Source organism: Pseudonocardia kujensis (assembly GCF_021283305.1).
Classification (GTDB): Bacteria; Actinomycetota; Actinomycetes; order Mycobacteriales; family Pseudonocardiaceae; genus Pseudonocardia; species Pseudonocardia kujensis.
The window spans coordinates 216261-240365 of sequence record NZ_JAJSOK010000002.1 but is presented as its reverse complement, the minus strand read 5'-3'; the positions used below and the strand labels follow the sequence as shown (position 1 = coordinate 240365).

The 24105-nt window shown below is 74.7% G+C and carries 22 protein-coding genes; 11 read left to right on the top strand and 11 right to left on the bottom strand.

Translation table 11 applies throughout. From position 1 onward, the window contains the following. Positions 1-52: 52 nt before the first annotated feature. The 3 genes from LWC35_RS02780 to LWC35_RS02770 are packed head-to-tail and all read right to left on the bottom strand — an operon-like array spanning position 53 to position 2881. Positions 53-745: an iron-sulfur cluster assembly protein gene (locus LWC35_RS02780; RefSeq protein ID WP_232868264.1), complete on the bottom strand. Its 693-nt coding sequence runs from the start codon at positions 743-745 to the stop codon at positions 53-55. Next, positions 742-1806: an amidohydrolase family protein gene (locus LWC35_RS02775; protein ID WP_232868263.1), complete on the bottom strand. Its 1065-nt coding sequence runs from the start codon at positions 1804-1806 to the stop codon at positions 742-744. The genes LWC35_RS02780 and LWC35_RS02775 overlap by 4 nt, the downstream gene beginning before the upstream one ends. 46 nt (positions 1807-1852) lie before the next feature. Then, the gene (locus tag LWC35_RS02770; protein ID WP_232868262.1) at positions 1853-2881 is read right to left on the bottom strand and encodes an NAD(P)-dependent alcohol dehydrogenase; all 1029 of its coding nucleotides are present in this window, start codon (positions 2879-2881) and stop codon (positions 1853-1855) included. Between the two features lie 349 nt (positions 2882-3230). Here LWC35_RS02770 and LWC35_RS02765 point away from each other — a divergent pair, with 349 nt between their 5' ends. The 3 genes from LWC35_RS02765 (at position 3231) to LWC35_RS02755 (ending at position 6240) form a co-directional block, all read left to right on the top strand. Continuing rightward, positions 3231-3893: an NAD(P)H-binding protein gene (locus LWC35_RS02765; RefSeq protein WP_232868261.1), complete on the top strand. Its 663-nt coding sequence runs from the start codon at positions 3231-3233 to the stop codon at positions 3891-3893. 103 nt (positions 3894-3996) lie between these two features. Beyond that, the gene (locus LWC35_RS02760) at positions 3997-5391 is read left to right on the top strand and encodes a dihydrolipoyl dehydrogenase family protein (RefSeq protein WP_232868260.1); all 1395 of its coding nucleotides are present in this window, start codon (positions 3997-3999) and stop codon (positions 5389-5391) included. A 24-nt stretch (positions 5392-5415) separates the two neighbouring features. Further along, the gene (locus tag LWC35_RS02755) at positions 5416-6240 is read left to right on the top strand and encodes a pentapeptide repeat-containing protein (protein WP_232868259.1); all 825 of its coding nucleotides are present in this window, start codon (positions 5416-5418) and stop codon (positions 6238-6240) included. Positions 6241-6896: 656 nt separating this feature from the next. On the opposite strand, the gene LWC35_RS02750 is transcribed toward LWC35_RS02755, so the two are convergent. The 5 genes from LWC35_RS02750 to LWC35_RS02730 form a co-directional block, all read right to left on the bottom strand. Next, complete coding sequence (locus tag LWC35_RS02750; RefSeq protein WP_232868258.1) at positions 6897-7865, bottom strand: CopD family protein; 969 nt, start codon at positions 7863-7865, stop codon at positions 6897-6899. A gap of 31 nt (positions 7866-7896) precedes the next feature. Beyond that, complete coding sequence (locus tag LWC35_RS02745) at positions 7897-8442, bottom strand: copper resistance CopC family protein (RefSeq protein ID WP_269803503.1); 546 nt, start codon at positions 8440-8442, stop codon at positions 7897-7899. Positions 8443-8447: 5 nt separating this feature from the next. Continuing rightward, positions 8448-9221 carry a YcnI family copper-binding membrane protein gene (locus tag LWC35_RS02740; RefSeq protein ID WP_232868257.1) on the bottom strand — a complete coding sequence of 258 codons (774 nt, stop codon included), beginning with the start codon at positions 9219-9221 and terminating at the stop codon, positions 8448-8450. Between the two features lie 72 nt (positions 9222-9293). Next, positions 9294-9863, bottom strand: a complete 570-nt coding sequence (locus LWC35_RS02735; RefSeq protein WP_232868256.1) for a hypothetical protein — start codon at positions 9861-9863, stop codon at positions 9294-9296. Positions 9864-9911: 48 nt separating this feature from the next. Beyond that, the gene (locus tag LWC35_RS02730; protein WP_232868255.1) at positions 9912-10607 is read right to left on the bottom strand and encodes a DUF6474 family protein; all 696 of its coding nucleotides are present in this window, start codon (positions 10605-10607) and stop codon (positions 9912-9914) included. 223 nt (positions 10608-10830) lie between these two features. Here LWC35_RS02730 and LWC35_RS02725 point away from each other — a divergent pair, with 223 nt between their 5' ends. The 3 genes from LWC35_RS02725 to LWC35_RS02715 all read left to right on the top strand — a co-directional run bounded on the left by LWC35_RS02725 (position 10831) and on the right by LWC35_RS02715 (position 15187). Continuing rightward, positions 10831-12477 carry a TM0106 family RecB-like putative nuclease gene (locus LWC35_RS02725; protein ID WP_269803501.1) on the top strand — a complete coding sequence of 549 codons (1647 nt, stop codon included), beginning with the start codon at positions 10831-10833 and terminating at the stop codon, positions 12475-12477. Positions 12478-12530: 53 nt separating this feature from the next. After that, positions 12531-13061 carry a methylated-DNA--[protein]-cysteine S-methyltransferase gene (locus tag LWC35_RS02720; RefSeq protein ID WP_232868254.1) on the top strand — a complete coding sequence of 177 codons (531 nt, stop codon included), beginning with the start codon at positions 12531-12533 and terminating at the stop codon, positions 13059-13061. A 290-nt stretch (positions 13062-13351) separates the two neighbouring features. Next, the gene (locus LWC35_RS02715; RefSeq protein ID WP_232868253.1) at positions 13352-15187 is read left to right on the top strand and encodes a gamma-glutamyltransferase family protein; all 1836 of its coding nucleotides are present in this window, start codon (positions 13352-13354) and stop codon (positions 15185-15187) included. 127 nt (positions 15188-15314) lie between these two features. Here LWC35_RS02715 and LWC35_RS02710 read toward each other — a convergent pair whose 3' ends face one another. The 3 genes from LWC35_RS02710 to LWC35_RS02700 are packed head-to-tail and all read right to left on the bottom strand — an operon-like array spanning position 15315 to position 19434. After that, positions 15315-16112, bottom strand: coding sequence for a YceI family protein (locus LWC35_RS02710; RefSeq protein ID WP_232868252.1), 798 nt, complete (start codon positions 16110-16112; stop codon positions 15315-15317). After that, positions 16109-18928: an MFS transporter gene (locus LWC35_RS02705; protein ID WP_232868251.1), complete on the bottom strand. Its 2820-nt coding sequence runs from the start codon at positions 18926-18928 to the stop codon at positions 16109-16111. The genes LWC35_RS02710 and LWC35_RS02705 overlap by 4 nt, the downstream gene beginning before the upstream one ends. Beyond that, entirely contained in the window at positions 18925-19434 is a 510-nt protein-coding gene (locus tag LWC35_RS02700) for a MarR family winged helix-turn-helix transcriptional regulator (protein WP_232868250.1), read from the bottom strand. The genes LWC35_RS02705 and LWC35_RS02700 overlap by 4 nt, the downstream gene beginning before the upstream one ends. Positions 19435-19585: 151 nt before the next feature. On the opposite strand from LWC35_RS02700, the gene LWC35_RS02695 reads away from it, so the two are divergent. From LWC35_RS02695 to LWC35_RS02675, 5 genes are all read left to right on the top strand, one after another. After that, positions 19586-20833, top strand: coding sequence for a cytochrome P450 (locus LWC35_RS02695; RefSeq protein ID WP_232868249.1), 1248 nt, complete (start codon positions 19586-19588; stop codon positions 20831-20833). A gap of 37 nt (positions 20834-20870) precedes the next feature. Then, positions 20871-21401, top strand: a complete 531-nt coding sequence (locus tag LWC35_RS40075) for a cupin domain-containing protein (protein WP_232868248.1) — start codon at positions 20871-20873, stop codon at positions 21399-21401. 129 nt (positions 21402-21530) lie between these two features. Next, on the top strand, positions 21531-21971 hold the full coding sequence (locus LWC35_RS02685; RefSeq protein ID WP_232868247.1) for a hypothetical protein: 441 nt from the start codon (positions 21531-21533) through the stop codon (positions 21969-21971). Then, positions 21971-22852, top strand: coding sequence for an Fpg/Nei family DNA glycosylase (locus LWC35_RS02680; protein WP_232868246.1), 882 nt, complete (start codon positions 21971-21973; stop codon positions 22850-22852). Before LWC35_RS02685 ends, LWC35_RS02680 begins: the two co-directional genes overlap by 1 nt. A 5-nt stretch (positions 22853-22857) precedes the next feature. Then, on the top strand, positions 22858-24063 hold the full coding sequence (locus tag LWC35_RS02675) for a sensor histidine kinase (RefSeq protein WP_232868317.1): 1206 nt from the start codon (positions 22858-22860) through the stop codon (positions 24061-24063). Positions 24064-24105: the final 42 nt, after the last annotated feature.

The following is a 24105-nucleotide window of genomic DNA, read 5'->3' as shown; positions in this document are numbered from 1 at the left end:
ACGACGGACCGGGGCCACCACCCCCGCGGGACCCCGGTCGTCGCTCAGCGACTCACGCCCTGGCCTTCGCCTCCTCCGAGTAGCGCGTCTTCAGCAGGGACTTGCAGTACTCGCCGTTGGTCTCGATCCCGACCCGCTGCAGCCGTGCCCGCCGCAGGTGCAGCGGCACCTGGGCGGACGTGACCCGGCTGCCGTCCGGGTGGACGAGCAGCGGCGCGTCGTTCTCGTAGGGCAGCCCGATCGCCATCCGCCGGTCCCGGAGCCGGCGCAGCTCCATGGAGTCCGGGATGTCGGCCAGGGTGAGCTCGGCGAGCTCGTCCGGGCCGAGACCCTCGTCGACCAGCGGCCGCGCGAGGCGGTCCTGCCCGGCCAGCGCCGCCTTCGCGAGGAAGACGTGCCGCAGCTCGTCGAGCTCCGCCGTCGCCTCGCCCTCGAACGAGCCGACGAACCCGGCGTGTGCGGCCACCCCGCCGTTGATCTCCTCCGACGCGTGGTGGTCGGCCAGCGAGACCACCGCGCGGGTGACCCCGGGGACCGCCGAGACCGCGTCGTAGGCGTCGGCGACCATGAGGAAGGAGAAGTTGGGGGCGCAGAAGAACGTCGGCAGGCGCAACCCCACGGTGACTTCCCCCGAGGGGGAGACGGTGCACGACTCGACGAAGTCGAGGTCCGTGATGGGCTCGTCCAGCTCCGGGTCGAGCACCGTCCCCAGCGCCCGCCAGACCTCGGCGGGCAGATCCGTCATGCCTGGGCACCCGCCTTGTCCTCGACGAGCTCCTCGCCCGGCTGCATCGGCTCGTCGGCCGAGGTCGGCAGCTGGCACTCCGCCGGCACCGGGATGTCGTAGAGCTTGGCGGCGTTGAGCCCGAGGATCTTCTTCTTCGAGGCGGTGGTGAGCCGCGGGTAGTCGGCGAACTGGTCGTCGTCGGGCATCTGCCAGTCGACCAGGCCCTCGACCTGCCACTTCGGCGTCCAGATGTTGTAGTCGGAGCCGAAGGTCATCTTGTCCTCGCCGACCCAGAACAGCAGCTCGCCCATGACCTTGGCGAAGAACTTCGGGCGGGCGTGCATCAGGCCGCCCACGACCACGGAGAGGCCGGCGTAGACGTTGGGCTCCTGCACCGCCATGAAGCAGAAGTCCTCGATGCGCGGCAGGCCCACGTGCTCGACGATGAAGTTGAGCCCCTGGAAGTCCGTGGCCGCGTGGTCGACGTCGGCCACGTCGAAGGCGTCCTTGTCCAGCGGCCAGATCGTCGGGCCCTTGTGGACGTGGACGTTCTTGATGCCCAGCTCCTGGGCGGCCTGGAGGAACTCGTACGCCTCGGGGTCGGTCAGCTTGTACCCGCGGGAGGCGCCGTTCCACTCCGCGGTGTAGAGCTTCACGCCCTTGAGGTTGTACTTCTTCGCGTCGGCCTCGAGCTGCTTCATGCCGGCGTCGCCCTCACGCGGGTCGAAGCGGCCGTTCACGATGAGCTTGTCGCCCCAGCGGTCCAGGAGCTGGGCGTTCTGCTCGATCGTGTTGAAGCCCTCCTTGTACCACTCCTTGAGGTAGGTCGACTGGAAGATCGCGTGGTCGACGTGCCCCTCGATGAACATGTCGCGCTCGAAGTCCTCGGGCGTGACCTTGAGGTACTTCTCCCAGTCCCAGTGGGTCTCGGGCGGGCCGAGCTGGTGGTAGCCGTAGAAGCAGTCGATCCAGCCCTTGGCGTACTGCTCCTTGCCTTCGACCCAGTTCTCCTTCGACGCGTCCCAGAAATGGCTGTGCGCATCGACGATGAAGTACTTCTCGCCGTCCTTCTCGTACATGTGGTGGTTCCTTCCGTCAGCATCGGTGCTGGTCAGAGGGGGTGGATCAGGGGACGAGGATCGCCCGGCCGCGGACCCGGCCGGCGTCGAGGTCGTGGAGGGCGTCGAGCGCCGCGTCCAGCGGGTACTGCTTGGTGTGCAGGGTGACCTTCCCGGCCTGCGCCAGGACCATGAGCTCGGTGAGGTCGGCGTAGGTGCCGACGATGTTGCCGATGACGTTCTTCTCGCCGCCGACGAAGTCGAGCGTCGGGGCCTTGAACTCACCGCCGTACCCGAGGATGTACTGGGACCCCGCGGGGGCGGTCATCTGCCAGGCGTCCAGCTCGGCGCCCTGCTCGGCCACGAAGTCGAACACCACGTCACCGCCGCGGCCGTTCGTGAGGTCCTTGACGGCGTCGACGTGGTTGCCGTCGGCCTGGACGGTCTCGTCGGCCCCGATCTGCTTGGCGAGCGCGAGCGCGTCCGGGTTCTTGTCGACGACGACGATCCGGGTCCCCGTGATCGCCGCGAGCGTCTGGATCGCGATGTGCCCCAGCCCGCCCGCGCCCTGGACCACGGCGGTGGTGCCGGGGTAGAGGTCCGGTACCGCCTTGCGCACCGCGTGGTAGGCCGTGATGCCCGCGTCGGCCAGCGCGGCGACGTCGGCCGGGTTGGTGTTCGGGTCGAGCTTGATGCAGGCGCGTGCGGTGGTCCGCAGGTACTCGGCCATGCCGCCGTCGTTGTTCGACAGGCCGGGGAAGAACGCGTTCTCGCACTGCATGTCCCGACCGCGGCGGCAGGCCAGGCAGAGCCCGCACGACGGCTGCGGGTGCAGGATCACCGTGTCGCCCACGGCGACGTTGGTGACCCCGTCGCCGACCGCCTCGATCCAGCCGGCGTTCTCGTGGCCGATCACATACGGCAGCGTGGGGTTCTGCGCCGCCGCCCAGTCCCCGTTGATGATGTGCAGGTCCGTACGGCAGACGCCGGCGCCCCCGATCTTGACGATCACGTCGAGCGGGCCCTGGAGCTCGGGCTCAGGGATGTCGTCGATCTTCGGATCGGAGTGGTACTCGTGCACCCGGACGGCTTTCACGCCCGTACCTCCTCGGAGTCGGTGCCGCTGTGGTCCCGATCACCGTCGATCACGGTGTGCGGTGTCACAAGGCGGCACATTCCGCCATGCGAGAAAAAGGGCGAATCGGGCGCGCACGGTGTTCACCCGGTGCGGCGAAGCGATCATGAGAAGTCCATCGACAGCCCGCTGAGCTGCAGTGACGCGAAGAGAACGGGTGGCGGGGAGCGCGTCCGGCCGGGTGTCTCATCCTGCGACGGCCTGCCCTTCGGGGGAGGAGCGGAGCCCGATCCCGCCGTGTTGGTTCCACGTGGAACGCACGGAGGCCGTCGAACGGCGGACCTGCGCGAGCGCCGCTAGCGTCGCGCCCATGCGGACCGTCATCGCGGGAGGACACGGCAAGATCGCGCTCCGGTTGGCCACGCTGCTGGCGAACCGGGGCGACGAGGTGGTGGGCGTGGTGCGCAACCCGGACCACCGCGCGGACGTCGAGGCGACGGGAGCCGCGGTGGCCGTGGTGGACCTCGAGCAGGCGGCGCCGGCGGACCTGGCGCCGCACCTGGGGGGCGCCGACGCGGTGGTCTTCGCCGCCGGCGCCGGCCCGGGCAGCAGCGCCGAGCGCAAGAACACCGTCGACCGGGCCGCGGCCGAGCTGCTGGCCGACGCCGCGGCCCAGGCGGGGGTCCGGCGCTACCTGCTGATCTCGTCGACCGGGGTGGACCAGGAGCCGGACCCGGACCGCGGGGAGGTCTGGGTGGCCTACATCCGGGCCAAGAAGGCGGCGGAGGACGCCCTGCGCGCCCGGCCGGACCTCGACCTCACGATCGTCCGCCCGGGCCCGCTGACCGACGACCCCGGCGTCGGCCGGGTGGCGCTGTCGAAGAGCCACCTCGACCGCACCGCGATCACCCGCGACGACACCGCGGCCGTCCTCGCCGCGCTGCTCCAGGCCCCCGGCACCGCCGGGCTGACCCTGGAGCTGATGGGCGGCGACACCGACATCCTCGAGGCCGTCGTGGCCGTCCAGGAATGACGGCAGGCCCCCGGTCGGGCCGGTCCTGCCGCGACCCCGGCGCACCCGGGCATGATCGGGCCGCCGCGGGCTATCCCGCGATGTCGGGACGGGAGGAGTTCGGGTGAGCGAGCACGAGTTCGACGTCATCGTGATCGGGGCGGGCCCGGTCGGGGAGAACGCCGCCGACTACGCCCACCGCGGGGGCCTGTCGGTGGCGCTGGTCGAGGCCGAGAAGGTCGGCGGGGAGTGCTCCTACTGGGCCTGCATCCCGTCGAAGGCACTGCTTCGCACCCCCGGCGCGGTCGCCGCCGCGCGCCGGCTGCCGGGGGTGACCGCCGAGTTCGACCCCAAGGCCGTGTTCGCGCGCCGGGACACCTTCACCTCCCGCGGCGACGACTCGGGCCAGGCCGAATGGGTGGCGTCGGCCGGGATCACGCTGGTCAGGGGGCACGGGCGGCTCGCGGGGGAACGGGCCGTGACCGTCGGCGACGACGTCTACCGGGCCCGGCACGCCGTCGTCGTCGCGACGGGGAGCGCCCCCGTCACGCCGCCGGTCGACGGCATCGACACCGTCCGGACCTGGGGGTCGCGCGAGGCGACCTCGGCGGACGAGGCGCCGGGCCGGCTCGGCGTGCTGGGCGGCGGCGTGGTCGGCTGCGAGATGGCGCAGGCCTACGCCCGCCTCGGCTCACAGGTCACGATGCTCGTGCGCGGCGACCGGCTGCTGACCTCGGCCGAGCCCGTCGCGGGGGAGAAGGTGGCCGAGGCGCTGCGGGCCGACGGGATCGATCTGCGGCTCGGGCAGGGGCTCGACGGCGTGGCCAAGTCCGGCGACGCCGTCGCGCTCACGGTGGGTGGCGAGACGATCGAGGTCGACGAGCTGCTGGTCGCCACCGGGCGCCGCCCGCGGACCGGCGACGTCGGGGCCGAGAGCGTCGGGCTGGAGCCCGGGAAGCCGTTCGTGATCGACGACTCGGGCCTGGTCCAGGGGGTCGAGGGCGGCTGGCTGTACGCGACCGGCGACGTCACCGGCCGCGCGCCGCTCACGCACATGGGCAAGTACCAGGCGCGCATCGCCGGCAACGCGATCGTCGCGCGGGCGAGCGGGGCCAGGCTCGACACCGGGGCCTGGGGCGAGCACGCGATGACGGCGGACCACCACGCCGTGCCGCAGGTGGTGTTCACCGATCCCGAGATCGGGCACGTGGGAAGGACGGCCGACCAGGCGCGCGGGGCGGGGATCCCGGTGCGCACGGTGGAGATCGACATCGCCGTCGCGGGGTCGTCGCTGCACGCCGACCGCTACGACGGCGCCGCGGTGCTCGTCGTCGACACCGCGCGGGAGGTGCCGGTCGGCGCCACGTTCGTGGGGCAGGACGTCTCCGAGCTCGTGCACTCCGCGACCGTGGCGATCGCCGGCGAGGTGCCGCTCGGGCGGCTGTGGCACGCGGTCCCGTCGTTCCCGACGATCGGTGAGGTGTGGCTGCGGCTCCTGGAGACGTACCGGGCGGGCTGAGCCGCCCGCGTACCGTGGGCGGACGTGCTCGACCTGACCGACCTGCGCGCCGACTGCGGCCGCTGCACCGGGCTGTGCTGCGTGGCGCCGGCGTTCGCGCGCTCCACCGATTTCGCGTTCGCCAAGCCGGCGGGCACCCCGTGCCGACATCTGCAGGACGACGCCCGTTGCGGGGTGCATGCCGAGCTGCGGCCGCGCGGCATGGTCGGCTGCACCGTCTTCGACTGCTTCGGCGCGGGGCAGGCGCTGTCGGCGCGGGCGGACTGGCGCACCGGGGACCGCGCGTCGGTGTTCGCCGCGTTCCCGCAGCTCAGGACTTTGCACGAGCTGCTGTGCTACCTGGTGGAGGCGCACTCGCTGGCGAGCGGTGGCCTGGCCGACGACCTCGGTGCGGCGATCGCGCGGACCGAGGAGCTCGCGGGCCTGGACCCCGCGGAGCTGGCCGCGCTCGACGTCGAGGCCCACCGCCGCGCCGTCAACCCCCTGCTGGTCGCGGCGAGCGAAGCAGCGCGCGGCGACGGGCCGGACCACCGCGGCGCCGACCTGGTCGGTGCCCGCCTGCGCGGCGCGGACCTGCGGCGGGCGAGCCTGCGGGGCGCGCTTCTGCTGGGTGCCGACCTGCGGGGGGCGGACCTGCGGGGCGCCGACGTGACGGGCACCGACCTCCGGGGTGCGCGGCTGGAGGGTGCGGACCTGCGCGGGGTGCTGTTCCTGGTGCCGCCGCAGCTCACCGCGGCGCAGGGGGACACCACGACCCGCCTGCCCGCCGGGTTCGAGCCACCGGCCCACTGGGCTACCCCTGCCCCCGTTCGCCCGCGCGGCCAGGGCCGGCGCTCCCGGCAGCGCTGATCGAAGATCGCGGGTCGAGGAGCGCACCCCGGCTCCCGATCCACCGTCGACCATCACGAACGAGGAGCGCACCCCGCGATGAGCGCGGACCCCCTCCGGTGCAGACGATCCCCGCGGGGTCATCGCGGGAGGCGTGGTGCAGGAGCCGCTGCAGAGCGGCTGACGCACCGCAACCGCGTCCGGTTGTGATCGCGAGGTGAGCAGCGGAGTCCGCGGTGAAGCGCGAGGCGCGCTCCGCATCCGCCGATCATGATCGGGGGGGCGGGAGTCGTGGTGCAGGGACCCGCATGCGGGCGGCTGGAGTCCCGCGCTCGCGTCCGGCTCTGATCGCGAGGTGCGGAGCGGAGTGCACGGTGAGCGCCGGGTGCGCTCCACATTTGCTGATCATGGTCGGGCGTGGTGCGGGAGTCGTGGTACTGGAGCCGCGTGTGGGCTGTGGGAGTCCCGCAGGTCCGCGGCCGCTCTCACAGTGCCTCGACAGGCCGGAAGATCCATCCGGGCGTCACTGCATCGCTGCGACGACAGCAGCACCGTCACTGTCGCCGCTGAGTGATCATTCCGAGCGCTACGTGGCGGTGGGGGCGGCAGCGCTCCTGTCACGCTCGGCGAGCCGCGGCCCCAGGGCGCGAGCCGCGCGAGCCGCGCGAGCCGCGGGATCAGGGGGCGGTCTGGCTCAGGGCGGCGGCGACCCCGATGGTCACCGCCATGACCGTGACCTCCACCCCGGCCCATCGCAGGACGGGGAGCGTGCCCCGTTGCAGTCGCCGGCGGGCGAGGCCGCCGAGCAGGGCCAGGACGACGATCAGCCCGGTCTTCGCGAGGATCAGCGCGCCGTAGCTGCTGGTGACCAGGTCGCCCGGGGCGGGCAGCCGGAGCAGCGCATTGGCCACACCCGTCACCGCGGTGCCGACCAGGCACACGGTGGCGATCCGGGAGAAGCGGGGCAGCCCCTTGTCGAGCAGCGCCCGGTGGGGCGCGACGAGCAGGAGCAGCACGCCGAGCCCGCCGACCCACAACGCGGCGGCACCGACGTGGAACGCCACCGCGACCACCGCGAGGGAGTGCTCCGGCGACGAGCCGGTGTGGCCGGTGACGGCGGGAGTGAGCGACCCGAGCAGGGCCGCGACCAGCACGACCCGCCCCGGCACCGACTCCGGGCTGCGCATCCGGGCGATCGCGCAGCCCAGCACCGCGGCCGCGCACAGCGCCGTCAGGACGGTCCCGCGGCCGGCGGCGACCCGGGTGACGAAGGCGCCGACGTCGCCCGCGGTGAGCGCGCCGAGGGGGCGGTCGACCGCCTCGGCCGTGCGCACCGCGACCGACACCAGCACCGCGGCGAGCCACGCGCCCGCGACCACGACCGTCGCGCGGTCGCCCCGCCGGATCACCGTGGTGCCGCGGGCGTCGCGCGCCGAGGTCGGCACCAGCACGGTGACCAGGCCGAGCCCGACGCAGGCGACCGCGGCCGCGTCCGTCAGGCCCCGGAGGGCGGTGGCCGCGAGGGTGATCCCCGCCGACCGGGCGAGAACCGCGGCGAGCAGGGCGGCACCGACCGCGAGCGCGGCCCACACGAGCGGGGCCGCCCGCTCGGCGGACAGACCCCGGCTCGCGGTCGGCGCCCCCATCAGGCCCGGCCCGTGCGGTCGTCCCGGTGCCTCACGACCGGCCCAGCCGCATCGCGACGGCCACCCCGGCGCCCACCAGCACCACGGCACCCACGATCCACGGCCAGACCGGCATGCCGCCGGACTCGGCCGGGGCCGCCTGCGCCGCCGGGGCGGCACTCGGGGCCGCGTCGGCCGACGGCGTCGCCGCGGCGGCGTGCCCGGTGCCCGTCCCGGCCGTGGTCAGGGTGAACCCGACCTTGCCCGAGACGGGGTGGCCGTCGTCGGAGAGCACGCGGTAGCCGATCTCGTAGCGGCCGGCCGGGCCGAGCGGCCCGAGCGTCGCGCTGACCGAGTCGCCCTGGGCCTGGACCTCGCCGTCGACGTAGTCCGCGCCGTCCGGGCCGATGACCGTGATCGTGTTGAAGCCCTGCTGCATGGTGTCGCTGAAGGTCAGCGTGACCTTCTGCGGCCCGGTGGCCAGGCTGGCGCCGTCGGCCGGGTCGCTGCCCTCGAACTCCGCGTGCGCGAGGGCCGGGGTGGCACCGAGCAGCAGGACGAGCCCGGCGAGCAGGCCGGCGGCGGCGAGACGGGCCAGGCGGATCACGTGTCGCTCCCCACCTTGTCCTCGTCGGTCCTCGGAGCCGGGGTCGGGGCGGGACGACGGCTGCGCAGCAACGCCCCGCCGCCCAGGCCGAGCCCGAGCGCGCCGAGCAGCAGGCCGATGCCGCCGAGCCAGCGGGCGGTGGTGTCGGTCGTCGACGCGGCCGTCTGCTCGGTGCCCGCGGCCGCGGCGCCGTCGTGGCCGCCGTGCCCGCCGGCCGCGGCGGGCGTCAGGGTGACGGTCGGGGCCGGGTGCTCCGGCTCCGCGCCGCCCGGGGTGCTCGGCTCGTCCCAGGCGACGACGCGGCCGTCGTCGTAGGTCTGCGTGGCGGGCAGGACCAGCTGGTCGGTGCCCGTCGGCAGCGGGCCGAGCGACAGCGGGAAGTCGACGAACTGGCCGGGCCCGATCCGGGTGCCCGGCTGGGCGGTCCAGGTGACCTTCAGGACCCCCTGGGTGACCTGCTGCCCGTTGACGTCGACGGGCGCGGGCAGCGCGCCCTTGGTGACCTCGGCCGTCCAGCCCGCCTGCGGGGTCGTGCGGGCGGAGGTGATCGGGTGGTCGGTCGGGAAGGTGACCTCGACCTTGGTGGTGCCCGCGGTGTCGGACTCGTTGGGCACGCGCATCGAGATCACGGCGTAGCCGCCCTGCTCGGCGGTGCTGGGCTGGGCGGTGACGTGCGCGAACGCCGGGACGGTCCCGGCGAGGAGGAGGCCGCCGGCGGCGGCGGTGACGGCCGCCGCGCGCAGCGCGGTACGGCGGGTGCGGGTGAACACGGTCTTGTCCTCTCGGCGCGCCGGCTTCGGCGCGCGGGGTGCGGACCGGCCCTCGGGGACCGGCGGGTGCGATCAGGTGGCGGGGATCGGACCCGGTGCCGGTGGACCCCGGCGGAGGACGGCGCCGACGACGGCGCGGCGGACGTGCCCGGCCACCCCGGCCGCGGGCACGGCGAGCGTGCGGAGCGGGGCGTCGGCGGGCGGCGGCGCGGACCGGCGCGGCAGGATCCGGCGCAGCGCCCGGGCCAGTGCCGAGAGCAGCCGGTCGACGTCGCGCAGCAGCAGGCCGGAGAGCACCGTGGCGACGGCGTGGCCCGCCAGCATCTGCGGACCGGACGCGACGCCCGTGTGGTCGTGCCCGAGGAGCACGAGCAGCTCGTGCTGCACCACCTGGCCGCCGCCGAGCACCAGCAGGGTGCCGACCGGCCCGCGGACCCGCTCGGCGGTCGACGTGACGGCCAGTGCGAGCAGCGGGAGCAGCACGACGAGCAGCCCGAGGTCGCCGAGGGTGCCGCCCCCCGCCAGGTGGCCGAGGGCGGTCAACAGGGTGCTGAGCGAGGCCAGGACGGCCCCGCGCAGTACCCGCGCGGGGGTCGGACCGGTCGGTGGGCCGGCCCCGAACGGGCCAGGCCGGGACTGCATGGGCACAGACGGTAGCCGAGGCCCGGCGCGGCGGCGGTGTGGGTCCGGTTACGGGCGGATCCCGAGGAGGTCGAGCAGCTGGTCCTCGACCCGGTCGAGCTCGCCCGCGACCGCGCGGAACGCCGTGCGGCGGCGCCCGGACGGCATCTGCTCGGCCGCCCGGACGGCCACCGCGAGGTCGGCGAGCCGGGGGCGCATCTCGCGGACGAACGAGGTCGCGGCCGGGCCGGCGTCGGGTGAGGTCTCCAGCTCGGTGAGGGCCTCGCCCGCACGGGAGATGCGGGCGTGCAGCGCGCCCCCGCGGCCGCTGTAGCGGCCGAGCTGGTCCGCGGGCACGCCGAGCCGGCGGGCCCGGTAGGTGTCCCACTGCTCCCGGGCGACCGCGCCGGCGGCGATCGCGTAGGGCGCGAGCAGCGGCGCGACGGCCTTCCCGACCGCGATGAGCCGCTTGGTGTTCGCGGGCGTGAGGTCCTTGGGGGCGGCGGTGCCGGCCTCCTTGGAGAGCGCCTTCTGCGCCTTCCCGGCCTCCTTGCGGGCCTTCTTCGCCGCCTTGCGCCCGGGCTTGTCCGAGGTCACGGCCTCGACGGCGGCCAGCGCGGTCCCGGCGGCCCGGCTCACCGGGTCGCCGGCCTGCTCGGCCGCCCTGCGGGCCTTGCGCTCGGCCTTGTCCGCCGCCTTCGCGGCCTTCTTCTCGACCTTGGTGGCCTTCGCGGCGGCAGGCGACCCACCTCGTCGCAGTGCCATGTCTCCGGTGCCTCCCGCGTCGCGTACCCGTTTCCGGTGATCAGCGGCAGCCTAGAGGGCGTGGCGCGCCGTGGCGGACGCGGAGTTGTCGGTGTCGGTCTCTACCCTCGGGTGTGTGACGGCGACGATCAGCGGTGCGGGCGGGCAGGCGGGCCCCGGTGGCCCCGTGCCCGGGCGCGGCGAGGGGTCGGCGCCCGCTCCCCACGGCGGAACCCGTGTCCCCCTGCTCGATGCGGCGGCGACCACCCGGTGCCGGCGCCGGGTGCACCTGGACCACGACCCGTCGGCGGCCTCGGCGCCGCGGGCCCTGCCCGATCCGGCGCTGGAGCAGCGCCGGGCGGACGTGCGGGAGCACCGTGCCCGGATCGCGGAGGCGGTGGCCGGCGCGCAGCCCGCGGCGTGGCGGGCGGTGCCGGAGGGCCTGCCCGCGGCGGAGCGCGCCCGGCTGACCGGGGAACTGGTCGCCGCGGGCGCCGGCGTGATCGGCGGGGCCGTCCTGCCCGTCGACCCGGCGGGCCGGCGCGGCTCGGCCGAGTTGCTGGTGCGCGTGCCCGGCGGCGGGTACGTGCCCGTGATCGTCGTGCGGCACCGGATCACCGATCCCGGCGCCGGTGCGGCCACCACCCCGCTGACCGCGCCGTTCCCGCAGCGCGCGGTGGTGGACGAGGAGCGGAAGGTGCGCTCGCAGCCGCGGGACCTGCTGCGGCTCGCGCACCTCACGCGGATGCTGCGGACCGCGGGCTGGGCCCCGCCCGCGGAGGTGGAGGGCGCCGCCCGCGGTGGGGTCGTCGGCCTCGACGCCGACGTCGTGGTATGGCACGACCTGCGGGCCGGGCACTGGCCGGGCGACCGCAGCACCCTCGAGGAGTACGACGAGCGGTTCGCCGACCGCGCGGCCGTCGCCCTGGCGGCGGCCACCGGGGCCGAGCCGTTGGCCGAGCCCTCGCGCGTGCTGGAGTGCCGGCGGTGCCCGTGGTGGCCGACCTGCGAGGCGCGGCTCACCGCGGAGCGGGACGTGAGCCTGGTCGTCCGCGGCGACACGGCGGTGGCGCTGCGCGAGATCGGGATCCGCACGGTCGACGAGCTGGCCGACCTGGATCCGCGGGCCGAGCCGCCCGTGCCGCTGCCCGGCACCCCGTACCCGGACGTCGTGGCGCTGGCCCGGGGCTGGCGGCGCGGCCTGGCCGTGGCCCGCCGGGTGGAGCGGGTGCCGGTCTACCGGGCGGACGTCGAGGTCGACGTCGACATGGAGAGCTTCGGCGAGTCCGGCGCCTACCTCTGGGGCGCGGCGCTGTCGTACCCGGGCGGCCGGCGCGAGGGCGACCAGCCGGAGGGCTACCGCGCGTTCGCCACCTGGGAACCGGTCCCCACACCGGACGAGGGGCGCTCCTTCGCCGAGTTCTGGACCTGGCTCTCGGGCGTCCGGGCCGCCGCCGAGCGGACCGGCCGCACGTTCGCCGCCTACTGCTACAACGAGCAGGCCGAGAACCGCTGGCTGCTGTCCTCGGCCACCCGGTTCGCGGGCATGCCCGGCGTCCCACCGGTCGAGGAGGTCCGCGCGTTCATCGCCGCCGAGTGGTGGGTCGACCTGTTCGCGGTGGTCAACGAGTGGTTCCTGTGCGCACAGGGCAAGGGGCTGAAGAAGATCGCCCCGGTGGCCGGGTTCAGCTGGCGGGACCCGGAGGCCGGCGGGGAGAACTCGATGCGCTGGTACCGGGACGCGGTGGGCATGGACGGCGCCCCGCCGGACCCGGCGCAACGCCTGCGGCTGCTCGACTACAACACCGACGACGTGCTGGCCACGCAGGCGTTGCGGGAGTGGATGACCACCCGCGCGGTCGACGAGGTCCCGCTCGCGTCGGAGCTGTGACCGTGTCCGGAATCCGCCGGCGCGTGCCGGGAGGACCGGAGCATGCTGGTCGGGTGCAGCTGAGCTGGGGGACCGTCGCCGCGCCCGAGCCGATCGGGGCGCTCACCGTCGCGGTGAGCGAGGCGGGCCTGTGCCTGGTCGGGTTCGGGGCGGTGCCGGAGCGCGCGCTGGCCGCCGCAGCGCGGTTGGGCGCCGAGCCCGTCGAGGACCCGCGCGGGACCGCCCCGGCGGCGGCGCAGCTCGCGGAGTACCTGGCCGGCGGGCGGCGGACGTTCGAGCTGCCGCTGGACTGGCGGCTCACCCACGGCACCCAGCGCACCGTGCTCCAGGCGCTGTTCGCGCACGTCCCGTACGGGGCGACCACGACCTACGCGGAGCTCGCCGCGCTCAGCGGGGCCTACGAGGGCCACGGCTACACCGCGGCCCGCGGGGTCGGCTCCATCATGGGCTCGAACCCGATCCCGGTCGTCGTGCCCTGCCACCGGGTCATGGCCGCGGGCGGGCTCGGCGGGTTCGGCGGGGGCCGCGCGACCAAGGAGTGGCTGCTCGCCCATGAGGGTGTGCTGGCCCCGACCCTGTTCTGATCTCCCGGCCGCGACCCCTTCCGCCGCGGACCGGCCGAGGACCGCCCGCGAAAGGAGGTGCTGATTCTCCAGCGCTGCTTCGGGCCCGTGCTTCGACGGTCGTGATCGTCGGTTCGGACCGAAGGCAGCCACATCCGGCACTCTGCGGTCCCCAGCGGTGATCATGCGTGCGGGTGGGTCCGGCCCGCCCTGCTCACGGGGCCACCGCGCACGGGCGGTCGTGGGCGGATCCTGCTGTCGGGACGGCCCTCCGGTCGGCGTCGGTGGCCGGCCGGTGCGAGGGTGGGAGCGTGGCACCCCGCACGTACGAGAAGCTCGGCCCCACCGGCGCGGCCGCGAGCACCCACCATCTCGGCACCTCCACCGCCCTGACCGTGCTGGCCCGGGGCGGCAACGCCTTCGATGCCGCCGTCGCGGCCGGGTTCGTCCTGCAGGTCGTGGAACCGCACCTGTGCGGCCCCGGCGGCGAGGTCCCGATCGTGTTCGCCACCGCGGCCGACCCGCGGCCCGCGGTGCTCTGTGGACAGGGCGTCGCGCCGGCCGGGGCGACGATCGACCACTACCGCGCCGAGGGCTGCACCATCGTCCCCGGCACCGGGCTGCTCGCGGCCACCGTCCCCGGCGCGTGGGACGCCTGGCTCACCCTGCTGCGCGACCACGGCACCTGGGAGCTGGCCGACGTCCTGGCGCCCGCGCTCGGCTACGCCGCCGGCGGGTTCCCGCTGGTCCCGCGGATCCCGGCCACGATCGCGACCGTCGCGGAGCACTTCCGTCGGCACTGGCCGGGCTCCGCCGCGCAGTGGCTGACCGACGGCGGCATCCCCCGTCGCTCCCACCGGTTGCCGGCGCTCGCGGCGACCTGGGAGCGGCTGCTCGGCGAGGCGCAGGGGCCGAGCCGGGAGGCGCGCATCGACGCCGCCCGGGCGGCCTGGTACCGCGGGTTCGTCGCCGAGGCCGTCGACCGCTTCTGCCGTACGCCGGTGCGCGACGAGACCGGGCACGACCACGCCGGCGTGCTCACCGCCGACGACCTGGCCGGCTGGTCGGCCACCTACGAGGACGCCCTGGTCGTCGACGCCGGCGCGGGCTGGCAGGTCGCGAAGTGCGGCCCGTGGTCGCAGGGCCCGGTCCTGGCCCAGACGCTCCGCCTGCTCGACGACACCGACCTCGCCTACACCGACGGGGTCGCCACCGCCGACACCGTGCACACCACGGCCGAGGCCGCCAAGCTCGCCTTCGCCGACCGGGAGGCCTGGTATGGCGACAGCGCCCCGGTGCCGATGGCCGACCTGCTGGCGAAGGACTACACGGCGGCTCGCCGCCGGCTGATCGGCGAGCTCGCCTCGCGCGCGCTGCGGCCGGGCTCGCCCGGCGGCCGCGACCCCCGGCTCGCCGCGCTGGCGACCGACCACGACCGGCCGATCGGCAAGGGCACCGAGGGCCCGGGCACCGGCGAGCCGACGGTGGCCCGGCTGGGTGCGGGCGCCGCCACCGGTGAGCCCGCGCCGAGCGAGCCGACGTTGACCGGGCAGGGTGTCGCCCGCGGGGACACGGTGCACATCGACGTCGTCGACGCGGCGGGGAACATGGTCTCCGCGACGCCGTCGGGCGGCTGGCTGCAGTCCTCGCCGACGATTCCCGACCTGGGGTTCTGTCTCGGGACCCGGGCGCAGATGTTCTGGCTGGAGGAGGGCCTGTCCAGCTCGCTGGTGCCGGGCCGGCGCCCGCGCACGACCCTCTCGCCCAGCCTCGGCCTCCGCGGCGGCGAGCCCCGCATCGCCTTCGGTACCCCCGGCGGCGACCAGCAGGACCAGTGGCAGCTGTGCTTCCTGCTCGCCCACACCCGGGCCGGGCTGGACCTGCAGGCGGCGATCGACGCCCCGGCCTGGCACACGACGTCGTTCCCGGCCTCGTTCGCGCCGCGCGGGTGGGAGCCGGCGGGGCTGGTCGTCGAGTCCCGGCTCGGGGCGGAGACGATCGACGAGCTCGCCCGCCGCGGCCACCGGGTCACCGACGCGGGCCCGTGGGCCCTGGGCCGGCTGTCCGCGGTCGGACGGGGGGACGACGGCCTGCTCGCGGCCGCCGCCGACCGCCGCAGCGGCGTGGGCAGTGCCGCCGCCCTCTGATGCCCTCAGACCCCCGCAGTATGGTTCCATGACGCTTCCGCGAGCCCTCTGAGAGCGCGTTGTGGTTCCACAACGCGCCCCGAGAGGCCCCTGAGAACGCGTTCTGGAGCCATACGGCGAGAGGATCTCAGCCCAGGACGGCCTGGATGTCGATGTCGATCCGCAGCGTGCGCCCGATCGCCAGCACGCCGGCGAGGACACTCTGGTTCCAGGAGATCGCGAAGTCGTCCCGGGAGATCTCGGTGGTGGCCGAGAACGCCGCCCGGGTGCCGCCCCACAGGTCCGGGCCGGTGCCGCGGTACTGGACGTCGAGCGTGACCGGTGCGCTCACGCCCTTGAGCGTGAGCACCCCGTCGACCCGCCAGTGCCGGGTGTCGATCCGGACGAGCCCGTCGGACTTGTAGCCGATCTCCGGGTAGACGTCGATGTCGAGGAAGTCGGCGCTGCGCAGGTGCGCGTCGCGGTCGGCGTCGTCGGAGTCGACGCTGCCCGGGTCGATCGTGACCTCGACCGAGCTGTTCTCCAGCGGGTCGGCCACCTGGATGCGGCCGCCGAAGCCGCGCAGCCGCCCGTGGATCCGGCTCATGCCCAGGTGCAGGGCGGTGGCGCGGATGCTCGAGTGGTGCGGGTCGATCGTCCAGGTCCCGGGCATGGGCAGGACGTCCCCGCCCACCTTGGCCAGCTCCAGCACGCCCATCGTGGAACGCTCGCCGGCCACCTGGACCGTGCGCGCGGCGGGCTCGTGCCCGGCCGCCGCGGCGATCACCGTGTACGGGCCCTGGGAGAGCCCCTCGATCAGGAACCCGCCGTCCTCGCGGCTCGAGGCGCGGCCACGCTGCACACCCGTCGCGTCGACGGCCGTCAGCGTGCCCCCGGTGACGGGCCAGCCGTCCGGGGTCATCAGCCTGCCGGTCACGTCGCTCATCGAACTCCCTCCGTCGTCCCGTTCTGCGTCGCCCCGGTCCCCACGGTGCCGTCCTGCGCACCGTTCTGCGCGGTGCCGTTCGCCACGGCACCGTTCCGGGTGGCGCCGGTCCGCGCGGGGGCCGGGAACTCGACGTCGGCCGTGGTCACCCCGCCGGAGCCCACCTGCACCACCGCCGCCACCGGCGCGTAGCCGCTGGCCGTGAGCGTGTAGGTCCCGCCGGGCAGGTTCTCGAAGACGAACGACCCGTCCGGGCCGGTCACGGTCGACGCGACCACGGTGCCCCGCCCGTCGATCAGGGTCGCGAGCGCCTCGCCGACCCCGCGCCCGTCGCTGGCGGCCACCACGGTGCCGACGAGGCGGGCCCGTCGGGGCAGCTCGACGTCGTGGTCGGTCACCGTGCCGGTCCGCAGCTCGACCGCCGCGGCGACCGGCGCGAACGTCCCGCCGGTGACGGTCAGTGTGTACCGCCCCTCGGGGACGCCCTCGAGCCGGTAGCGACCGCCGGCGTCCGGCCGGCCGGTGGCGGCGACGTCGCCCCGCGCGTCGATCAGGGTGATCGTCGCGTCGTCGACCGGCGTGCCCTCGCCGTCGCGGACGAGGCCGCGGACCGCGCAGGTGCCGGCGAGCGGGACGTCGTGGCGCACGGGCCGGTCGGCCACCGCCACCATCGCCGCGTACGGCTGGAAGGCGCCGGAGGTGGCGACGACGAGGTACGTGCCGCCGTTGGCCAGCGGGATGCGGTACCCGCCGTCCGGGCCGGTCACGGCGCGGCCCTCCTGGTGCCCGGCCGGGTCGGTGACGGTCACGACCGCCTCCGGCAGCCCGGTGCCGTCGGCGCGGTGCACGATCCCGTTGACCTCGGGACCGGGGCCGTACCCGGTGGACGCGCCCACACCGGCCGGCGCGGGAGCCGGTTCGGTCGGCAGCGGCGCGGGCTCGCCGGCGAGATGGTGCCGCCCGCCGTCGGGGCCCGCCGCCTGACCGGCGCCGTTGCGGGCGGCCACGGCCGCGCCGACGGTCCCGGGGCCGGCCGGGGCGTGCCCGTTGCCGGCGTGCCCGTTGTGCAGGGCCCGGAACTCCTCGATCGGCTCGACCGCCGCGGTCACGGCCGCGGGGGCGGGCGGGGTGCCGGCCTCCTCGGCCAGCCGGGCCTGGGCGCCGGACATGGTGCGCAACGGCAACTCCTTGATGAACAGCACGATGACGAACGCCAGCGCGATCACGCAGGCGGCGACCAGGTAGGTCAGCGTCATCGAGTCGGTGAACCCGACCAGGAACGGCCGGGCCAGCCGCGCGTCGATCTGCTGCAGGAACGCGGAGTCGTTCAGGACGCCGGAGGCGGCCGACAGGTCGCCGGACCGCGCGCCCTGCACGATCTGCTGGTTGGCCGGGTTCGCCACGAGCGCGGGGTCGGCGAGGGCGGAACGGAAGACCTGCCCGGCGTCGCCCCGGAAGGCGGCCGTGATCTTGTCGCCGACCGTCGAGAACATGATCGACAGGAAGATGGCGGTCCCGAGTGTGCCGCCCATCTGCCGGAAGAAGGTCGACGACGCCGTCGCCACACCCATGTCCCGCGCGGGCACGGCGTTCTGCACGGCCAGGACCAGGGTCTGCATGCAGCAGCCGAGTCCGAGGCCGAACATCGCCATGTAGAGGTCGAACTCCCACAGCGCGATGTCGACGTTGAGCCGGAAGTGCAGGATCACCAGGGCGCCGGCCATCAGCGCGGTGCCCAGGATCGGGAAGATCTTGTACTTTCCGGTGCGCGCGGTGACCTGGCCGGACACCACGGAGGCGCACATGATGCCCGCGACCAGCGGCAGCATGAGGAAGCCGGACTCCGTGGGGGTGACCCCGTGCACGATCTGCAGGAACTGGGGGAACAGCGCGATGCCGCCGAACATCCCCATGCCGATCACGACACCGGCCAGGCTGGTCAGGGTGAACACCCCGTTGCGGAACAGCCGCAGCGGGAGCAGCGCGTCGTCGCCGTAGAGGCGCTCGCACAACACGAAGGCGACGAGGCCGACGGCGCCGATGACGTAGCAGACGATCGCCGAGGTGGAGCCCCAGCCCCACTCCCGGCCCTGCTCCGCGACGATCAGCAGCGGCACCAGGCCGATGGCCAGGGTCAGCGCCCCCGGCCAGTCGATGCGGTGCCGGCGCGAGGTGTGCGGGACGTTGAGGACCTTCGCCACGACGACCAGGGCGACGGCCCCGATCGGCACGTTGACCAGGAAGATCCAGCGCCAGCCGTCGATCCCGGCGATCGTGGCCTGGCCGGAGAGCACGCCGCCGATGACCGGGCCGAGCACGCTCGACGTGCCGAACACGGCGAGCATGTAGCCCTGGTAGCGGGCCCGCTCCCGCGGCGGCACGATGTCGCCGAGGATCGTCAGGGCCAGCGCGAACAGGCCGCCGGCACCGAGGCCCTGCACCGCGCGGAAGCCCGCGAGCATGTACATCGACGTCGAGAACGTGCACAGCACCGAGCCGACGATGAAGATCGAGATCGCGGTCAGGAACAGCGGCTTGCGGCCGAAGATGTCGGAGAGCTTGCCGTAGAGCGGCGTGCTGATCGTGCCGGTGATCAGGAACGCGGTCGTGGCCCAGGCCTGCTGGGAGAGCCCGCCCAGGTCGTCGGCGATGGTGCGGATGGCGGTCGAGACGACGGTCTGGTCGAGCGCGGCCAGGAACATGCCGAGCATGAGGCCGATCAGGATCGTCACGATCTGCTTGTGCGACAGCTCACCGCCCTGGTCGGTCGGGGCGGCCGGCCGCGCGGGCGCGGTGGCGGCGGGTGGGCTGGTCATCGGGGGTCCCCCTCGGTCGTGCGGTGGAGATCGGCGACGAAGCGGCCGAGCAGGTCGGCGAACTGGCCGCGGGACTCGGGGGTCCAGTCGGCCAGGGCGTCGACGAGCTGGCCGGCCCGGCGCCGTCGTTCGGTGTCGAGGACCCGGTGGCCCTCGGTGGTCGCGGCGAGCAGGCTGGCGCGCCCGTCCTCGGGGTCGGCGCGGCGCTCGACGAGCCCGGACCGGACCAGGCCGGCGACCTGCCGGCTGATGGTCGAGGGGTCCGCGCACATCGCCGCGGCGATCTCCCCGGAGCGCTGCGGGCCCTCGGTGGCCAGCCGCGCGAGCAGCGGGAAGGACGCCGTCTCCAGCTCCGCGCCGCGGTAGGCCGGCCCGATCCGCTTGATCAGGCGCATGAGCATCACCAGCTCGTGCACCAGGCGGTCCGCGACGTCGATGTCGTGGTCGTCGACGGTTCGGCCGCCCCGGTCGACGAGCGGGGGCGCGCCGTCGATGTCGGCCGTCATGCCTGCTCCTGATGGTGTCTTTACCTTGACTTTGTGTGTATCACGCAACGAGTTGCTGTACGCAAGCATGGACCTGTGCGTGCCTCCGCGCAAAGCGATTACCCGCTCTACAGTGGTGATCCGCACCACGGCCCCGGGTTACCGTGCCCTCGTGGCGCGGCCGACGGTGGTGGAGAACGTCTTCGATCCCCGGGTGTTCGCCCGCGGCGTCCCGCACGAGGCGCTGGGCCGGCTGCGGGACGAGGCGCCGGTGTCCTGGCAGGAGGAGCACGAGGTCGGCATCTGGCCCGCCGGGCCGGGCTACTGGGCGGTGACCCGCTACGACGACGTCCGGCACGTGCTGCGGAGCCCGGCCGACTTCTCGTCGTCGCTCGGGGCCACCCAGATCCGCGACCCCGACCCGGCCGACCTGCCGTTCATCCGCCGGATGATCCTCAACATGGACCCGCCCGAGCAGGTCCGGCTGCGCACCCTCGTCACCGGCGCCTTCACCCGGCGCCGGCTGGAGCGGTTCGCCGCGACCGTCCGCGCGCGGGCGGCCACGCTGCTCGACGCCGTCGCCGGCCGGGGGAGCTGCGACCTGCCGGCGGACGTCACGGACGACTTCCCGCTGCAGAACCTCGCCGACCTGCTCGGCGTCCCGCCGGCGGACCGCGCGCAGCTGCTGCACTGGACGAACCGGGTGATCGGCTACCAGGACCCCGAGCACGCGCAGGTCGTGCTCGACGCCGACGGCCGGCCCGTCAACCCGCGTTCGCCCGCCCGGCTCGCGGACATGTTCGGCTACGCCGAGGAGCTGGCCGAGGCCAAGCGCCGGCACCCGGCCGACGACGTGATGACCGCCCTGGTGCAGGCGGAGGTCGACGGCGAGCGGCTCACCGACGCCGAGCTGAAGATGTTCTTCTTCCTGCTGGTCGTCGCGGGCAACGACACCGTCCGCAGCGCGCTGCCCGGCGGGGTGCTGGCGCTCGTCGAGCACCCGGGGGAGTACGCCCGGCTGCGCGCCGACCCCGGCCTCCTGCCCTCGGCGATCGAGGAGATGCTGCGCTGGCACCCGCCGGTGCTGACCTTCCGGCGCACCGCCACCCGGGACCTGGAGCTCGGGGGGCAGGCGGTCGCGGCGGGGGACAAGGTCGTCGTGTACCACGTCTCCGCGCACTACGACGAGCGCCGCTTCCCGGACCCGCACCGCTTCGACATCGACCGCACGCCCAACGACCACCTCGCGTTCGGGCAGGGCCCGCACCTGTGCCTGGGCGCCGCGTTCGCCCGGCTGCAGCTGCGGGAGTTCCTCGGCGCGTTCCTCACCCGGCTGCCCCAGGTGGAGCTCGAGGCCGAGCCGCGGCGGCTGACCTCGAACTTCATCAACGGCCTCACCCGGCTGCCGCTGCGCTGGTGACCCCCGTCTAGTCTCCGCCGCAGCGATCACGGGAGGCGTGCCAGTGGGTCGGACGGGCCGGATCGGGAGTGCGGTCACGGGGTTCGCGTTCGTGCTGGCGCTCGCCGCCTGCGCCCAGCCCGGGCAGCTCGGCCAGCCGGCGCCGACGCCCGCGGCGGCCCCGGCCGCGCCCGCGGCCCCCACGGGCCCGCAGACGGTCGGGCGCGGGGTCGTCGACGTCCCGTTGCGCTTCCGGACCCCCGCCCCCGCCGACTACGCCGTGCGGACCCTCGACCTCGCGCCGGGCGAGGCGCTCGGCTGGGAGACCCACCCCGGCACCGAGCTGACCCTGCTCGACTCGGGCCAGGTCACCGTGCAGGAGGCCGACGCCTGCGCCCCGCGGGTGCTCGCGCCGGGCCAGGTCGCCGTCGTGGGCGAGGGGGTGGCGCACGTCGTGCGCAACACCGGCACCGGGCCGGCCCGACTGGTGGTCACCTCCTTCCTCGCGCCGGGCGTGCCCGAGGCGACCCCGGTGCCCGCGGCCTGCCCCGACGAGCCCACCCCGCCCCCCGACCGGACCGCGGGCTGAGCACCGGGTCCGACGGGCGACGACCCCTCGGGACCCGTTCGGGAGGGGGCGTCGAAGGCCCCCGGTGTGGGACGATGGTCCGCGTCGGGGACCCTTTTCGACCGGGCGGAGTGCATGGCGAGGAAGACCGTGACCGCCAACGACGGGCGGACGTGGGAGGTCAGCAGGCGCATCGACTGGTCGCCGCCCGCCGTCGGCGACGAGTTCGAGCACGACGTCGACGGGGGCCGTGGGGCCGTCGTGATGGTCGTCTGCGCGCTGATCGTGTTCGGTGTGGCCATCGTGGCGTGGCCGCTGCTCGCCCAGTCCCAGGTGCACGTGCCGCTGGCCTACTGGTTCGCCGCGATCGTGATCCTCGGCTTCTTCCCGGTCCGCTGGTGGCTGCGCCGGCCGTGGAAGATCGTCGCCGAGACGGACGGGCACTACGGCTCCGACGCCGGCCGCGAGCACTGGGTGGGCAAGGTCCGCGGGGTCAGCCGCGCCCAGGAGGAGATGCGGGTGGTGGTGCTCTCGCTGCGCCAGCGCGGCACCCCCGGGCACGCCGACAGCCCCCTGCAGCCGGTCAACTGATGCCCGAGCTCCCCGAGGTCGAGGCACTCGCCCAGCACCTGCGCGACCACGCCCTGTATCGGCCGGTGGCGCGGGTCGACGTGGCCAGCATGAGCGTGCTGAAGACCTTCGACCCGCCGGTGTCGGCGCTGGCCGGCCGGGTGGTCACGGGGGCGAGCCGGTTCGGCAAGTTCCTCTCGGTGGACTTCGAGGACCGCCAGGACGAGCCGGGCCTGCACCTGGTCACGCACCTGTCCCGGGCGGGCTGGCTGCGCTGGCACGACCAGGCCGCGGCCACCCCGCCGAAGCCCAGCGGGCGGGGTCCGCTGGCCCTGCGGGTGCACCTCGACACCGTGGGCGGGCCGGGCTTCGACCTCACCGAGGCGGGCACGCAGAAGCGGCTCGCCGTGTACCTCGTGCACGACCCGCAGGAGGTCCCGGGCATCGCGAAGCTGGGGCCCGACGCGCTGGAGATCGACCGGGCCGGGTTCGGCGCGCTGCTCGCGGGGCGCACCGAGCGGATCAAGAACCTGATCACCGACCAGAAGGTGCTGGGCGGGATCGGCAACGCCTACAGCGACGAGATCCTGCACACCGCCCGGCTGTCGCCCTACGCGGTGGCCGGGCGGCTCGACGAGGCCAAGGTCGACGTCCTGTACGACGCGGTGCGCGGCGTCCTGGGCGACGCCGTGGACCGCTCCGTGGGGCAGCGCGCCGCCTCGTTGAAGGGGGAGAAGCGCTCCGGCCTTCGGGTCCACGCCCGGACCGGGCTGCCCTGCCCGGTGTGCGGGGACACCGTTCGGGAGGTGTCGTTCGCCGATCGGTCGTTCCAGTACTGTCCGACGTGCCAGACCGGCGGCAAACCCCTGGCCGACCGGCGGCTCTCCAGACTGGTGAGGTGACCACCGTGGCGGACGTGCTGGCCTCGCCGCTGGTGCTCGTCCTCGCGGCGGTCATCGTGGCACTCGTCGTGGTGATCGTGGTGCTCCTGGTGCGCCGGGCCCGCCGGCACACCTTCGCGAGCCCGCTCGAGCGGGCCACCTTCTCCACGCTGCACACCGTGGCGCTCGCCGCGCCCGCGCTGCGGGACGGGCTCAACCCCAACTCCGCCGCGTACGCGCTGCCCTACCTGCGCACGCTGCTGGACACCTGCGCGCTCACCATGACGGACGCCCGGGGCGAGGTCCTGGCCTGGGACGGCGACGCCGACCAGCACAAGCCCGACGTCGTGGCCCTCGCCGACCAGGTGATCTCCACCGGCCGCCAGCAGGTGCTCTCGCACTCGGCCATCGCCTGCCAGTACCCGAGCTGCGACGTCCGCGGCATCGTGGTGGTGCCGCTGGAGAGCGACGGCGCGATCATCGGCACCCTGGCCGCGCTCACCACGCTGACCGCGGGCCCGGTGCTGCTGCGGGCCACCGCCGAGGTCGCGCGGTACGTGTCCAGCCAGCTCGAGCTCGCCGAGCTCGACGAGTCGCGCGCCCGGCTCAACCGGGCCGAGGTCCGGGCGCTGCGGGCCCAGATCTCGCCGCACTTCGTCTACAACGCGCTGACCACCATCGCGAGCTTCATCCGGACCGACCCGGTGCGGGCCCGCGATCTGCTGATCGAGTTCGCCGACTTCACCCGGTACTCGTTCCGCACCGCCGGCGAGTACACGACGCTGTCGGACGAGCTCACCAACATCGAGCGCTACATCGCGCTGGAGAAGGCCCGCTTCGGCAACCGGCTCAACATCAAGCTGCAGATCGCGCCCGAGGTGCTCAACGTCGTGCTGCCGTTCCTCGCGTTGCAGCCGCTGGTGGAGAACGCGGTGCGGCACGGGCTCTCCGGCAAGCCCAACGGCGGCACCATCACGATCACCGCCGAGAACGCCGGCGCCGAGTGCGTGATCATCGTGGAGGACGACGGCGTGGGCATGGACCCCGCCCGCCTCACCGAGGACCTCGACGACGCCCACCTCTCCGGTGCGCACGTCGGCCTCGGCAACGTCGACGACCGGATGCGCTCGGCCTTCGGCGACGACTTCGGCCTGGTCGTGGACACCGCCGTCGGCGCCGGCATGAAGATCACCCTGCGGGTGCCGAAGTTCCGCGCGGGCATCCGGGTCTGAGGCAGCGGATCCGCGCGGCGGACCCGGCGCGCGGGACGGGCG